A 14,682-nucleotide genomic window follows, 5' to 3' on the forward strand; every position below is an offset into this window, starting at 1 on the left:
AATTGCTTCAAGCAAGGTCTCGCAAAACCGTCAACGGCGGCGTGCGCGTCACCTTGCCCACCAGCGGCCAGCCCGCCAGCGTCACCACCAGCACGCCGCTGGCGATGCCTATCGGCAGCAACCACCCGTTCAAGAGCAGCGGCAAGGAAAACAGCTTGACCGCCGCCAGCACGCCTATGCCCATCGCGCCCAGCGCCGCCAGCAGGCCGGACACCGCGCCCAGCCAGATCAATTCGGCCAGCACCACGCGGCGCACCTGCTTGCGCGACGCGCCCAGCGCCCGCATCAGGCCGATGTCGGCCAGCCGCTCGTCGCGGGTCGCGGTCAGGGAGGCCCACAGCACCAGCACGCCGGCCGCCAGCGCCAACAGGAACATCGCCTCGATGGCCCGCGTCAGCTTGTCCACCATCGCCCGGACTTCGGCCAGGATGCTGCCGACGTCGATCACCGTCAAATTGGGGAAACGCTGCACCAGCCGGTCGGCAAAGGCCTCGTCGGCAGGCGCCAGCCGGAAGCTGGTGATCCAGCTGGCCGGCTGCTGACGGAACTGCCCCGGCGTGCCGATCACGAAAAAGTTGACGCGGAAGCTGTCCCACGGCACTTCGCGCAGGCTGGTCACCTTGGCGCGGTAGGTGGTGCCGGCCAGATCAAAGGCCAGCGTGTCGCCCAGCCGGATGCCCAGGGTATTGGCCAAGCCGCGCTCCACAGAGAACTGCGGTTTCACCCGCCTGCCATCTTCCCACCATTTGCCGGACACCACCTGGTTGCCCGGCGGCAGCTCGGCGCGCCAGGACAGATTGAACTCGCGCTCGGCCAGACGGCGCGCCTGCTCGCTATCATACGCGGCCGGCCGCACCGGCTGCTCATTGATGGCGATCAGCCGCGCGCGGACCATGGGCGACAGCTCCGGCTGCGGCCGGCCTTCCACGGCAAAGGCGTCGCGCACGGCATCCAGCTGATTGGCCTGAATATTGATGACAAACTTGTTGGGCGCGTCGGCCGGCACGCTGCGCTGCCAGGCCCCGATCAGGTCGTCGCGCACTACGGTCAGCGTCAGCAAGGCCATCAGGCCCACCGATAGCGAGGCGATCTGCAACACCGCCAGCCAGCGCCGCCGCGCCATATTGGCGATGCCGAAGCGCCAGCCTATCTGCCCGCCGCGCGGCAACCGCCGCATCAGCAGCACCAGCCCCATCGCCAGCCCGCCGGACACGGCGAGGAAACCCAGCATGGCCAACAGCAGCCAGGCGGCCAGCGTCCATTCGCCCACCTGCCACGACGCCAGCCCCAGCAGCGTGGCCAGCGCCAGCACCGGCGCCACCACGCCTTGCCGCGTCGGCGGCAGCTCATTGCGCAGCACGGCGGCCGGGGAAACATCGCGTATCCCCATCAGAGGCGGCAGCGCCAGGCCCGCCAGCAACAGCAGCGAGGCCAGCGGGCCGATCAGCCATGGCAGCCAGTCCGGGTCCGGCAGCACCTCGCCGACATAGCCGCTGAACAGCCGCATCAGGCCCAGCTGCACGGCAAAGCCCGCCAGCGTGCCGAGCAGGCCAGCCAATACGCCCAGCAGCAGGAACAGGCTGACGAACAGCCCCCACACCTCGCCGGACCCCAGGCCCAGACAGCGCAGCACCGCCACCTGCTGCCAGTGCCGCTGCAGATAGCGGCGCACCACCAGGGCGACCGCCGCGGCAGCCAGCGCCACTGTCAGCATGGCGGTCAAGCCCAGGAAACGGCGCGCGCGCTCCAGGCCGGTGCGGATTTCCGGCCGCATTTCTTCGACATTCTCCAGCCGCGCGCCCTTGGGCTTGTGCTGGCGCAGCCAGCCGCGGAAATCGGCGATCTGGCGATCCTCGCCGGCGAACAGCAGGCGCCAGCGAATGCGGCTGCCCTCCTGCACCAGCCCGGTGGCCGACAGATCGGCGCTGTTGAACATCAGCCGGGGAATGAAGTTGTAGATATCCATGCTGCCGTCCGGCTCGCGCACGATGACGCCGGACAGCTTGAGCCGGGCATTGCCGACGCCGATCTCATCGCCTAGCTTCAGCTTGAGCCGCCCGATCAGCCGGGCATCGGCCCAGGCGCTGCCCGGCGCCGGCTGCAGCCGGCCGCTCTGCTCGCTGCCGTCCGCCAGCCTCACGGTGGTTTCGCCGCGCAAGGGGTAGCCGGCGCTGACCGCCTTGTACTGCGCCAGCGTGGCCTGGCCGCCGGCGAAGGCCATGGACGGGAAGGTGATGTTGTCGGCCGTCTGCAGGCCGCGCCGCCGCGCCTCGGCGCGTATCGCCTCCGGCGCCGGCTGGTTGCCGCTGAGCACCAGATCGGCCGCCAACAGCTGGGTAGCCTGGGTGGTCAGCGCTTTCTCCACCCTGTCGGAGAAGAAGGCGACGCTGCTCATCGCCGCCACCGCCACCAGCAAGGCCAGGCCGAGTATGGTCAGCTCGCCGGCGGCCAGTTCGCGGCGGATGAAGCGGGTCACCAGGCGGAAACGTCCAAGCAGGGTCATGCCGCGCGCGCTCCGTTCAGCTTGCCGTCCACCAGCCGGTAGATGGCGTCGCAGCGGCTGGCCAGTTCGTTGTCGTGCGTCACCAGCACCAGCGCGGTGCCTTGCTCGGCATTCAACTGGAACAGCAGGTCTATGATCTGGCGGCCGGTTTGCGGATCGAGGTTGCCGGTGGGTTCGTCAGCGAACAGCAGGCCGGGATGGATGACGAAGGCGCGCGCCAGCGCCACGCGCTGCTGTTCGCCGCCGGACAGATGGCGCGGATAGTGCCCCAGCCGCGCCGCCAGCCCCACCCGCTCCAGCATCTGCCGCGCCGCCTCGCGCGCGTCGTTGCGCCCGGCCAGCTCCAGTGGCAGCATGACGTTTTCCAGCGCCGTCAGTTGCGGCATCAGCTGGAAGTTCTGGAACACGAAGCCCACTTTGTCGCGCCTGAGCAGCGCGCGGGCGTCCTCGCTGAGCCGCGACAAGGGCTTGCCGAACAGCGCCACCTCGCCGTCGCTGGGATGATCCAGCCCGGCCAGCAAGGACAGCAGCGTGGACTTGCCGGAACCGGAAGTGCCGACGATGGCCACGCTCTCGCCGGGATACAATGTCAGCGTCGCGCTGCGCAGGATGTGCAGCACATCGCCACGGAAGTGGACTTGCTTGGCCAAACCATTGGCGGCCAGCACCGCCGTCTTTTTCACTGGATCGTTCATGCGTTCAATCGTCTGCAAGATGCTTTTCCCCTTGTTGCTGCTATGGCAGCTACCCACCCTCGCCGCCACCGTGCTGGTATTCGGCGACAGCCTGTCGGCCGGCTACGGCCTGGCGCCGAATCAAGGCTGGGTGTCGCTGCTCGCGCGCGAGCTGGCGCCGCGCCACCAGGTGGTCAACGCCAGCATCTCCGGCGAAACCAGCGCCGGAGGCCTGTCCCGGCTGCCTGACGCGCTGTCCCGCCACAAACCCGACGTGTTGGTGCTGGAGCTGGGCGCCAACGACGGCCTGCGCGGCCTGCCGATGGCCGAGATGCGGCGCAACCTGCAGCGGATGATAGACCTGGCGCGCGCGCGCAAGACCCAGGTGCTGTTGGTGGGCATGGCGCTGCCACCCAACTATGGCCCCCGTTACGGCGCCGAGTTCCGCGCCGTGTATGACGATCTGGCCAAAAGCAACCGCCTGGCCTACGTACCGCTGCTGGTGGAGGGCTTCGCCGGCGACTTGTCCGCTTTCCAGCCCGACGGCCTGCATCCACGCGCCGAGATGCAAGCCACCATGATGCGCACGGTGAAGGCAAAACTGCCAGTGAAATAATTCAGCAAACCGGTTGACGGGATATTGTTTTAAATGAAATATAATTCTTTAGCATAATTATATCGCCCTCCGCGTCCCGCCTGGCCGGACGCGCGGCCCCATACGCCATGCCCACTCCCCTAAGCCGCATGCTGCGCCCCTACCGCGGCCTGCCCGCCAGCGTCTACGTTCAAATCGTCTGCAGTTTCATCAACAACGTCGGCGGCATGTCCAAGCTGTTCCTGCCGCTGTACCTGCGCGAAAACTACCAGCTGCCCTACAGCCAGATCGGCCTGTTGATGGCTTTTTACGGCATGGGCATGCTGGCCGGCTCGTTCAAGGGCGGCAGCTTGACCGACCGCTTCGACAGCCGCAAGCTGGCCGTCATGGCGCTGGCCTTATCCGGCCTGTGCATGCTGCTGTTGGCGCTGCAGCTGCCGGTATGGCTGTTCATACCCTTGCTGGTGATAGGCGGCATGGCGGATGGCGGCTTCAAGCCGATCAACCAGCGGCTGGCGCTGGAACCGTGCGCACCGCAGCAGCGCCCCGTGGCGCAGGGCATGCTGCGGGTGGCATTCAATCTGGGCGTGGCCATCGCCGGCGTCACCGCCGGTTTCATCGCCGCGTGGGGTTATCAATGGATTTATGTCGCCAATGCTGCCGGCACGCTGCTGGGCGCCGCCTGGATGGCCTGGTCCTACCTCAGGCTGGGCGAACAGGCGCGCCCCCAGGCCGCGCGGAATGCCGTAGAGGACGCCAGCCTGCCGGGCCCGTGGCGCGACAGGATGTTTCTGCGCGTCATCGCCTCGCTGATCCTGGTCACCCTGGTCTTCGATCAGATGTATGTGACGCTGGGGCTGTTCCTGCGCGAACACTATCAGCTCGGCCCGCAATGGATAGGCTATCTGTTCACCATCAACGGCCTGATGGTGGTGGGGCTGCAAATTCCGATCAGCCGCCGCATCCTGCGCTGGGGCGTGGCGCGCTGCATCCAGCTGGGCGCGCTGCTGACCGGCTTCGCCTTCCTGTGGCTGAACGCGGGGCAAGGCCCCATCTGGGCCATCTTGATGATGATCACGCTGACGCTGGGCGAATTGCTGCTGTCGCCAACCTATTCCCAATTGGTGATGCATCGCTCGGAAGGCCGCTTACGCGGCAGCTACCTCGGCCTCTACAACGCGGCCTGGAGCGGCCGGACCCTGGTAGCCCCGGCGCTGGGCACTTTTCTTTACGGCCACGTCGGCGGCCCGGCGCTGTGGTGGCTGTGCGCGCTGGCCGCCTGTTGCAGCGCGGCGCTGCAGCATGTGCCGCTGAGACGCATGCTGCGGCCGTCGGAATGCGAGCCAAGCGGACAGCAGGCCTTGAAAAGCGGCTGAGCCGAGTGGAAGCCGGCTTGGAATGACAAACCCCGCCGGCTTGCGCGGGCGGGGTGTTGGACAGATCCGGCGCTAGACGCGGATTACAGGTCCTTGGCGTTCTCGGCCAGGTAGGAAGCCACGCCTTCAGCGGACGGCTTCATGCCCTTCTTGCCCTTGTTCCAGCCAGCCGGGCACACTTCGCCGTGCTCTTCGGTGAATTGCAGCGCGTCTACCATGCGCAGCATTTCATCGACGTTGCGGCCCAGCGGCAGGTTGTTGACAACCTGGTGCTGCACCACGCCGGAGCGGTCGATCAGGAAGGAGCCGCGGAAGGCGACGCCGCCATCGGCTTCAACGTCGTAGCCCTTGCACAGGTCATGCTGGATGTCGGCCACCAGGGTGTAGCCAACTTGGCCGATGCCGCCCTTGTCGACCGGGGTGTTGCGCCATGCGGCGTGGGTGAATTGGCTGTCGATGGACACGCCGATCACTTCCACATTGCGCTTCTTGAACTCTTCCAGGCGGTGGTCGAAGGCGATCAGCTCGGACGGGCACACGAAGGTGAAGTCCAGCGGGTAGAAGAACACCACGGCGTACTTGCCGGCGGTAGCTTGCTTGAAGGAGTAGTTGTCAACGATCTCGCCATTGCCCAGCACGGCGGAAAAAGTCTTTTCACCTGCGAAGAACGGGGCTTGCTTGCCAACGAGTACGGCCATGTGGATCTCCTTAAAGGTCTTGGTATGACAGCGCATCCCGGAATCGGGCATCCTGAATGCGCGGCGGATTGCGAAGCTTTATAAAACACCACGCCCAGGCCCGGCAAATTGTAAATCGATATCGTGACGATAAAGTTTTGCAATGGGCGCAGGGCCAGCCAACTGTTGTCAGATGGGGCCTTTGCGCCGAAGTTTCAAGCTTGGCCCGTTTTTAGTTCTTCTCGCGCAGATGGTGGCTGTGGCTGGCGTCCAGGTTCAGGCCATACACCTCTTTCAGCTGGCGGATCTTGGCCAGCGACTCCTCGCCGAACGGCGTTTTGCCATCGAAGGCATGCAGCACGATCCCTTCCAGCAGGTCGCCCAGCGAAATGTCATGGTACTCCGCCATGCCCTTCAACACCTTCAGGATGCGCTTCTCGATCTTGACCCCGGTCTGGGTCCGTTCCACCAGGATGTCTTTCACTTCGCTCTGTTGCGCCATTGCCCTCTCCAATCTTATCCATATACATAAACACAAATTTATTGTACACATGTACATAGATAATTTAAAGGGCAAAAAAACGGACAGCATGCTGTCCGTTCTCGATAAGGCATTTACCGCCGGCCTGGCGTAGGGCGGAAGCCGGCTCAGCCGGCCTTCCGCCATCTCGTCGCAAGACAATGGCGGAATGCCCCGCAGGGGCTTCCGCCCTACCTGGTCAATCAGGCGGTCGGCTCGGCCTTCTGGCGCAGGCGCAGGTTCAGTTCGCGCAGCTGCTTGTCGTCCACCGCGTTCGGGGCGTTGGTCAGCAGGCACTGGGCGCGCTGGGTCTTGGGGAAGGCGATCACGTCGCGGATCGATTCCGCGCCGCACATCAGCGTCACCAGACGGTCCAGGCCGAAAGCCAGGCCGCCATGCGGCGGCGCGCCGAACTTCAGGTTGTCCAAGAGGAAGCCGAACTTGTTCTGCTGCTCTTCCGGGCTGATCTTCAGCGCGCCGAAGACCTTCTCCTGAATGTCGGCGCGGTGGATACGGATGGAGCCGCCGCCGATCTCCCAGCCGTTCAGCACCATGTCGTAAGCGCGGGCCAGACACTTGCCCGGATCGGTGGCCATCAGGTCCTCGTGGCCCGGCTTCGGGCTGGTGAACGGATGGTGGCAGGCGGTCCAGCGGTCTTCTTCCTCGTCGTGTTCGAACATCGGGAAGTCCACCACCCACAGCGGGCGCCATTCCTTGACGAAATAGCCGTTTGCCAGGCCGTGTTCGTGGCCGATCTTGATGCGCAGCGCGCCGATCGCCTCGTTCACCACCTTGGCCTTGTCCGCGCCGAAGAAGATGATGTCGCCGTTTTGCGCGCCGGTGCGGGCGATGATTTCCTTCAGGCCATTGGCCGACAGGAACTTCACGATCGGGGACTGCAGGCCTTCTTCGTTCAGTTTGCTCGCGTCGTTGACCTTGATGTAGGCCAGGCCCTTGGCGCCGTAGATGGCGACGAACTGGGTGTAGTCGTCGATTTCCTTGCGGCTGAACGACGCGCCGTTCGGCACGCGCAGGGCCACCACGCGGCCGTTCGCCATGTCGGCGGCGCCGCGGAACACCTTGAACTCTTCCGACTTCATCACGTCGGTCAGCTCGGTGAATTTCAGCGAAACGCGCATGTCCGGCTTATCGGAGCCGTAGTAGAACATCGCGTCGGCGTAAGTCATGCGCGGGAATTGCGGCAGCGTCACGCCCAGCACGTCCTGGAAGATCTCCTTGGTCATGCCTTCGGTGATGTCCATGATCTCGTCCTCGTTCAGGAACGAGGTCTCGATATCGATCTGGGTGAATTCAGGCTGGCGGTCGGCGCGCAGGTCTTCGTCGCGGAAGCACTTGGTGATCTGGTAGTAGCGGTCGAAGCCGGCCACCATCAACAGCTGCTTGAACAGCTGCGGCGATTGCGGCAGCGCGAAGAATTCGCCCGGATGCACGCGGGACGGCACCAGGTAGTCGCGCGCGCCTTCCGGCGTGGAGCGGGTCAGCATCGGGGTTTCGATGTCGATGAAGCCCTGCTTGTCCAGGTGGTTGCGCACGCCCATCGCCACCTTGTAGCGCAGGCGCAGGTTCTTCTGCATCGCCGGGCGGCGCAGGTCGATCACGCGGTTGGTCAGGCGGACGTTTTCCGACAGGTTCTCGTCGTCGATCTGGAACGGCGGCGTGGCCGCGGCGTTCAGGATTTCGATTTCCTTGGCCAGGATTTCGATCTCGCCGGAGATCATCTTGCTGTTGGCGGTGCCGGCCGGACGCTCGCGCACGATGCCGGTGATGGACAGCACATACTCGCCGCGGCTGCTGTCCGCCAGCTTGAACGCTTCCGGGGTGTCCGGATCGATCACCACCTGCACCAGGCCTTCGCGGTCGCGCAGGTCGATGAAGATCACGCCGCCGTGGTCGCGGCGACGATGCGCCCAGCCTTTGACGGTCACGGTTTGACCTAGATATTTTTTGTCGATAAGTCCGCAGTAATCGGTACGCATTGGGTAAACCTTTTTATTGAATCCTTGAAGCTCCCCTGAGGGAGACGGCGTGATTAGGGGCTAGACAGGGTGACGGCCTAGCCCTGCCGATTATGTTCGTCGTTGAGGCGCGGACGCTGAGCCTGCGGCGGCGGGTTCGGTACCACTACCCCCATCGAGATGACGTACTTGAGCGCCTCGTCGACGCTCATGTTCAGGTCGCGGGTGTCGCTGCGCGGCACCACGATGAAGTAGCCGGAAGTCGGATTAGGCGTGGTCGGCACATAGACGCTGACCAGCTCCTCGCCGTCTTCGGCGCACTGCAGGATTTCCTGGGCCGGCGTGCCGGTCTGGAAGGCCACGCTCCAGGCATTCTGATGCGGCCAGCGCACCAGCAGGGCGTTCTTGAAGGCGTTGCCGGAATCAGACAACAGCGTGTCGCTGACCTGCTTGACGCTGTTGTAGATCGAGCTGACCACCGGCGTGCGCGACAACAGGCCATGCCAGAAACCCACCAGGCGGCGGCCGAGCACATTGGCGGCCAGCATGCCGGTGCCCATCACCACCAACACCGCGAACACCACGCCGAGGCCGGGTATGTGCATGCCGAACACGGCCTCCGGCCGCCACTCCACGGGCAGCAAGGTCAGCGTCTGGTCCAGCGATCCGATGATCAGGTTCAGCACCCAAAGGGTGATCGCCAGCGGCAGCCAGATCAGCAGGCCGGCGATCAGGTAACCCTTCAGGGTCATCTTGATTCTTGGGGAGACCGACATCAGTCGCAACCGCAGCCGGCGCCGCAGCTATGGCCGCCGGCGCTGGGCGTGCTGCTGGAAGAAGCGGACGAACCGCCCTTGAAGTCGGTGGCATACCAGCCGGAACCCTTCAGCTGGAAGCCGGCAGCGGACAGCTGCTTGTGATAGTCCGCGCTGCCGCACTCCGGACAGGCCGCTACCGGCGCATCGCTAAGTTTCTGCAGATGTTCCTTGGCGACACCACAGGCGCCGCAACGATATTCATAGATCGGCATAGCTTTACTTTCCCGCCAATTGACCACAATGGCATAATACGCATTATTGCTGCACCGCACCACATCCGGAACTAAACTCCAGACAGAGGTGACACAGGTACAGATGCGGTCCGCCGCCCGAAACTTCAAGCGCGCCGCAAACCCATGATTATATCCAACTGAAACGGCAATACAAAAAACACTTTCACATCATCCTGCTGCTGCAACGCTCTCCCGGAGGTCTACATGGTTTACCAAGAAGGTCAGATGGACAGCATCCGCAACATTCTCGCCGGCAAGAAAGGCCTGATCGTCGGCATCGCCAACGAAAACAGCATCGCCTACGGCTGCGCCAATGTGTTACACCAGCTCGGCGCTCAATGCGCCGTCACCTACCTGAACGACAAGGCCGAGAAGTACGTGCGGCCGCTGGCTGAAGGCTTGCAATCGCCGCTGATCCTGCCGCTGGATGTCGAGCAGCCGGGCCAGTTGCAGAAAGTGTTTGCCGAAATCGAACGCACATGGGGCTCGCTGGATTTCATCATCCATTCCATCGCTTACTGCCCGGCCGAAGACTTGCACGGCCGCGTCACCGACTGCTCGCTGGAGGGCTTCCAGCAGGCGATGCGCGTGTCCTGCTATTCCTTCATCGAAATGGCCCGGCTGGCCGAACCCCTGATGAAGAACGGCGGCAGCCTGATCACCATGAGCTACTACGGCGCCGACAAGGTGGTGGAGCACTACAACATCATGGGACCGGTCAAATCGGCGCTGGAGAGCGTCAGCCGCTACCTGGCCAACGAGCTCGGCCCCAAGCGCATCCGCGTGCACGCGGTGTCGCCCGGCCCGCTGAAAACGCGCGCCGCCTCCGGCATCGCCCATTTCGATCAATTGATCGAAGACGCCATTTCCCGCGCGCCGCAAAACCGGCTGGTGGAAATCGAGGAAGTCGGCATGACCTGCGCCTTCCTGATCTCCAACGCCGCCAGCGGCCTTACCGGCCAGACCATCTACGTCGACGGCGGCCAACACATCAAGGCTTGAGGAGAGCGGCATGATTCACGATACCCACGCATTTGACGACATCGTACAACAGGCTCGCGCCTTCGGCCCGCTGCCGATGGCCGTGGCCCATCCCTGCAGCCGCGAGGCGCTGCTGGGCGCGGTGGAAGCCGCCGACAACCAGATCGCCACCCCCATCCTGGTGGCGCCGCTGGCCAAGCTGAAAAAGCTGGCGGACGAGCTGGAAGTGGACCTCCGGCGCTTTGAGTGCATAGACGTCGAACACAGCCACGCCGCCGCCGAGCGCGCCGTGCAGCTGACACGCGAAGGCTACGCCGACATCCTGATGAAGGGCAGCCTGCACACCGATGAATTCATGAGCGCCGCGCTGGCGCGCAACACCGGCATCCGCACCGACCGCCGCATCAGCCATGTATGGGTCATGAAGGTGGAAAGCTATCCGCGCTACCTGTTCATCACCGACGCGGCCGTCAACATCGAGCCGGACCTGATGACCAAGCGCGACATCTGCCAGAACGCCATCGATCTGACCCACGCTCTGGGCATCGCCCGCCCCAAGGTGGCCATCCTGGCGGCGGTGGAAACCATCAACCCGGAAATGCAGGCCACGCTGGACGCCGCCGCGCTGTGCAAAATGGCCGATCGCGGCCAGATCACCGGCGCCATCCTCGACGGCCCGCTGGCCTTCGACAACGCCATCTCCAAGGAAGCGGCCGACAGCAAGGGCATCGTTTCAGCGGTAGCCGGCGACCCGGACATCCTGCTGGTACCCAATCTGGAAGCCGGCAATATGCTGGGCAAGCAGCTGACCTATCTGGCCCAGGCCGCCTCCGCCGGCATCGTGATGGGCGCGCGCGTGCCCATGGTGCTGACCAGCCGCGCCGACGACGCCAGCGGCCGCCTGGCATCCAGCGCCATCGCCAGCCTACTGGCCCACAAACGCCGCCAGGGAGGATGTGCATGAACCGATGCCTGCTGGCCATCAACGCCGGTTCGGCCACGCTGAAGTTCCGCGCCTTTTCTTCCGATGGGCAGACCCTGCTGGCGCGCGGCATGGTGGATCGTTTCGGCAGCAAAGACGCCCGGCTCACGCTGGCCGATGCCAATGGCCAGCCGCTGGCCGAACGCGGCTTGGCCGACGACGGGCACGTCTCCGCCCTGGCCGCGGTGCTGAACAGCCTGGCCGATCAAGGTCTGGAAGCGCGCGCGGTAGCCCATCGCGTGGTGCACGGCGGCAGCCGCTTCCGCCAGCCGGTGCGCATCGACCCTGAGGTGCGGGCTGCGCTGGACGACTACATCGCGCTGGCGCCGCTGCACCAGCCGGTGAGCCTGGAAGTGATAGACGCCTTCAGCCAGCTGGATGCGCTGTTGCCGCAAATCGCCTGCTTTGACACCGCTTTCCACGTCACCCAGCCGGTGGTGGCTACCCGCTTCGGCATCGCCCGCCACTGGCACGACGAGGGCATCCGCCGTTACGGTTTCCACGGCTTGTCCTATGCCGCCATCGCGCGGCGGCTGCCGGATGTTGGCCTGGCACACGGCAAAGTGGTGGTCTGCCACCTGGGCAGCGGCGCCAGCGCCTGCGCCATCGAGTCCGGCAAGAGCGTGGCCGCCAGCACCGGATTCTCCGCCGTGGACGGCCTGATGATGGGCACCCGCCCCGGCTACATCGATCCGGAAGTGATCCTGTACTGGCAGGAGCACGAAGGCATGGGGGTGAAGGATGTGCGCCGCGAGCTGTACAAGAACTCCGGCCTGCTGGGGGTCTCCGGTCTCTCCGCCGACATGCGCGAGCTGGTGGCCAGCGAGCTGCCGACCGCGCGCGAGGCGGTGGAATTGTTCTGCTACCGGACCGCGCGCGAAGTCGCCAGCCTGGCCGGCGCGCTGCGCGGCCTGGATGGGCTGATCTTCACCGCCGGCATAGGCGAACACTCGGCCGAAGTGCGCGCCCGCGTCTTGCAGCAGCTGTCCTGGCTGGGCTTCGAACTCGACCACGCCGCCAACCTGGCGCATGCGCGCCGTCTCACCACCGCCGGCAGCCGCCTGCCGGCCTATGTTTTGCCCACCGACGAAGAAGGCGAAATGGCCCGCCAGGTCGCCCCTCTGCTGTAAATCCCCGCACTTCCCTCCTCGGCATGCCGCTCGTCGGCATGCCGCTTTAGCGCGCATGCAGCAGGCATTATGTTGCGAATACGACACTCTCTCTTGGCATACAACTAGCAAAAATATAACAACATCATATATGATGAACCAATAATATCTTATTTGTATTATTTGTTTCTTGCATATTTCGTTTTGGTAACAGCAGCGTCCCGAGCGCGGGTTTACCCGCCAAGTTTTTTGCACAACATCCAAAAGAGAGAGCGCTTCCGATGAATCACTTAGACCAAACCATGAGCAAGCTGTCCAATCACTGGCGCAAACGCGCCGTGGTCAACAATGGCGGCGACCCATCGTTCAACATCGCGCTGGAGGAGGATAGAGAAGACTTCCTGCTGGAATTGCTGCCGTTTCACAACACCCCGCAGTGGCGCGCCGCAGACCCGAAAATGCAGCGCGATGTCCTGTCCTATGCCTGGGTCCTGTACAACCACAAGACCGTATACGTCGAATCCGAGCTGATCACGCCGGTATGCGAAGACCTGCTCAAGGGCCGCTACCCCATCAGCAGCGCGTTCAAGACTCAGGAAATCATCGCGCAGGCCATGGTTGACGAAGCCGTGCACACCCAGATGTCGATCAACGCCGGCAATGCGGTGCTGACCTTCCGCAACCTGCCCAGCCCGGAATACCATCGTTTCTTCATGACGTCCCGCCGCGACTTCCTGCTGTCGCAGCAGAGCGATCCGCACCGCAAGCGTCTGGTTGCCTTAGGCATTGCCTGCGCCAGCGAAACGCTGGTCACCGACTATCTGGACAAGATCGCCACGGCAGACACCATCCAGCCGCTATGCCGCCAAGTCACTGCGGCCCACGCCAATGATGAGCTGGCCCACTCCAGCGTCTTCACCATCGTGTTGGAAAATGTGATCCATCATCTGTCGGAAGAGGAGAAGCAGCTGGTGGTCCGCTCCATCTTCGAATCGGTCGCGATGTTCGCCAACAAGGAACTGGACGTCTGGCACAGCGTGCTGAAACAGATCGGTTTCCCTGACTTCGAGGCGATGCTGAACGACAGCAATGAAGAGCCGGATACGACGGTGTATACCAACGGCGTCAGCAATCTGCTCGAACGCACCGGACTGACGCGCTATCAAGAAGCCATCGCCGCCTGATTCATGGCCTGGCCCTGCGTGGAGCCCGCCAAACCGCGGGCTCCGCTTCCCAGCCTTTCTTCGCCACCCCTCCGCAAGCGGCGGCACGAACTCGCAAAGCCTTACCGATGACCACTACCGCTAGATGCATTGCTGCCATACCGCAGACCCGAGACGTTTCGCTATTCCACTTTGAGCTGCCCGGAGCCAAGCCCGACATCGGCCAGCACATCACGCTGTCAGGCTTTAACCAGGGCTATCATTGCGAAGGGACTTACACGGTGATAGACCGCCAGGTCGACGGCTCGGTCACAGTGGCGGTCAAGCATACCCGCCGCGGCGGTCTGGCCGATTTGCTGCATGCCGGCGTGCGCGAACTGCAATACGAGGGCTACGCCGGCCTAGCGCTGCCTCGCGGCAAGAAAATGCTGCTGATCTGCGGCGGCATCGGCGTCACGCCCGCCCTGGCCCTGCTGCGCCGGAAAGCCCAGCACTATCCGGACAGCGAACTGCACATCATCCTCAGCGCGGAAACGCTGGCCGACCTGCCATTCCTAGCTGAATTGCTGCAGTACCATATCGAGGACAACCATATTCGCCTCGACATTTTCCTGACCCGGCAAACTCTTAACCGGCAACACGCGCCCTTCCATCAGGGACGGCTCAGCGCCGAAGCGCTGCATAAACTGTGCCCGGACCTAAACGATCACGCCGTGCATATTTATGGCTCCAACGCCTTCAGCGGCGCCGTCAAGAGCATGGTGAACGCGCTGCGCGAAGCAAAATCCAGCCAGCCAAACTGCGCCGGCCTGCTGGTGGTTGGTGAGCGCGAAATTCGCCACGATGGCCAAACCTCGGTGCTTGACCTGCTGGAAAAGGCAGCGCTGCCAATCAAGAGCCGCTGCCGCATGGGAATTTGCGGCACATGCCGCGTCAAATTGCGCAGCGGTCACGTCGCCTCCGACGATGACTCCATCCTGTCCCAGATCGATAAGGATCAGGGCATTATGCTGGCCTGCTGCTCCATTCCGCAAGGCGACGCCAGCATCGAACTGATGGCGTAGAAAGACAGACC

14 protein-coding genes are annotated in these 14,682 nt (G+C 63.9%); 7 read left to right on the forward strand and 7 right to left on the reverse strand.

Translation table 11 applies throughout. The features are described 5' to 3' along the window. Window positions 1–7: 7 nt before the first annotated feature. Together QUG01_RS13050 and QUG01_RS13055 are read right to left on the reverse strand one after the other, a co-directional pair. The gene (locus tag QUG01_RS13050; protein WP_500830525.1) at window positions 8–2,503 is read right to left on the reverse strand and encodes an ABC transporter permease; all 2,496 of its coding nucleotides are present in this window, start codon (window positions 2,501–2,503) and stop codon (window positions 8–10) included. Beyond that, entirely contained in the window at window positions 2,500–3,198 is a 699-nt protein-coding gene (locus tag QUG01_RS13055) for an ABC transporter ATP-binding protein (RefSeq protein ID WP_071109130.1), read from the reverse strand. Before QUG01_RS13055 ends, QUG01_RS13050 begins: the two co-directional genes overlap by 4 nt. On the opposite strand from QUG01_RS13055, the gene QUG01_RS13060 reads away from it, so the two are divergent. Together QUG01_RS13060 and QUG01_RS13065 are read left to right on the forward strand one after the other, a co-directional pair. Next, window positions 3,197–3,793, forward strand: coding sequence for an arylesterase (locus QUG01_RS13060; protein ID WP_500830526.1), 597 nt, complete (start codon window positions 3,197–3,199; stop codon window positions 3,791–3,793). The two genes, QUG01_RS13055 and QUG01_RS13060, sit on opposite strands and share 2 nt — an antisense overlap. 107 nt (window positions 3,794–3,900) lie before the next feature. After that, window positions 3,901–5,148 carry an MFS transporter gene (locus QUG01_RS13065; protein ID WP_500830527.1) on the forward strand — a complete coding sequence of 416 codons (1,248 nt, stop codon included), beginning with the start codon at window positions 3,901–3,903 and terminating at the stop codon, window positions 5,146–5,148. Between the two features lie 83 nt (window positions 5,149–5,231). Here QUG01_RS13065 and QUG01_RS13070 read toward each other — a convergent pair whose 3' ends face one another. The 5 genes from QUG01_RS13070 to QUG01_RS13090 all read right to left on the reverse strand — a co-directional run bounded on the left by QUG01_RS13070 (window position 5,232) and on the right by QUG01_RS13090 (window position 9,351). After that, window positions 5,232–5,846, reverse strand: coding sequence for a peroxiredoxin (locus QUG01_RS13070; protein ID WP_500830528.1), 615 nt, complete (start codon window positions 5,844–5,846; stop codon window positions 5,232–5,234). 211 nt (window positions 5,847–6,057) lie between these two features. Then, the gene (locus QUG01_RS13075) at window positions 6,058–6,327 is read right to left on the reverse strand and encodes a hypothetical protein (protein ID WP_103316603.1); all 270 of its coding nucleotides are present in this window, start codon (window positions 6,325–6,327) and stop codon (window positions 6,058–6,060) included. A gap of 221 nt (window positions 6,328–6,548) precedes the next feature. After that, on the reverse strand, window positions 6,549–8,342 hold the full coding sequence (gene aspS / locus QUG01_RS13080; RefSeq protein WP_500830529.1) for an aspartate--tRNA ligase: 1,794 nt from the start codon (window positions 8,340–8,342) through the stop codon (window positions 6,549–6,551). Window positions 8,343–8,419: 77 nt separating this feature from the next. Further along, entirely contained in the window at window positions 8,420–9,073 is a 654-nt protein-coding gene (locus tag QUG01_RS13085) for a DUF502 domain-containing protein (protein WP_500830530.1), read from the reverse strand. Window positions 9,074–9,096: 23 nt separating this feature from the next. Then, window positions 9,097–9,351 (reverse strand): FmdB family zinc ribbon protein, encoded by a 255-nt coding sequence (locus tag QUG01_RS13090; protein WP_500830531.1) that lies wholly within the window; start codon window positions 9,349–9,351, stop codon window positions 9,097–9,099. 225 nt (window positions 9,352–9,576) lie between these two features. On the opposite strand from QUG01_RS13090, the gene fabI reads away from it, so the two are divergent. The 5 genes from fabI (at window position 9,577) to QUG01_RS13115 (ending at window position 14,671) form a co-directional block, all read left to right on the forward strand. After that, window positions 9,577–10,374 (forward strand): enoyl-ACP reductase FabI, encoded by a 798-nt coding sequence (gene fabI, locus QUG01_RS13095; RefSeq protein WP_223253553.1) that lies wholly within the window; start codon window positions 9,577–9,579, stop codon window positions 10,372–10,374. A gap of 10 nt (window positions 10,375–10,384) precedes the next feature. Further along, window positions 10,385–11,317: a phosphate acetyltransferase gene (locus QUG01_RS13100; protein ID WP_500830532.1), complete on the forward strand. Its 933-nt coding sequence runs from the start codon at window positions 10,385–10,387 to the stop codon at window positions 11,315–11,317. Further along, window positions 11,314–12,465 (forward strand): acetate/propionate family kinase, encoded by a 1,152-nt coding sequence (locus QUG01_RS13105; RefSeq protein ID WP_500830533.1) that lies wholly within the window; start codon window positions 11,314–11,316, stop codon window positions 12,463–12,465. Before QUG01_RS13100 ends, QUG01_RS13105 begins: the two co-directional genes overlap by 4 nt. Window positions 12,466–12,725: 260 nt before the next feature. Then, window positions 12,726–13,628, forward strand: a complete 903-nt coding sequence (locus QUG01_RS13110) for a diiron oxygenase (RefSeq protein ID WP_500830534.1) — start codon at window positions 12,726–12,728, stop codon at window positions 13,626–13,628. Between the two features lie 107 nt (window positions 13,629–13,735). Then, window positions 13,736–14,671: a 2Fe-2S iron-sulfur cluster-binding protein gene (locus QUG01_RS13115; protein ID WP_500830535.1), complete on the forward strand. Its 936-nt coding sequence runs from the start codon at window positions 13,736–13,738 to the stop codon at window positions 14,669–14,671. The last annotated feature ends 11 nt before the right edge of the window (window positions 14,672–14,682 follow it).

The sequence above is a fragment of the Chromobacterium sp. CCUG 76385 genome (assembly GCF_059916625.1).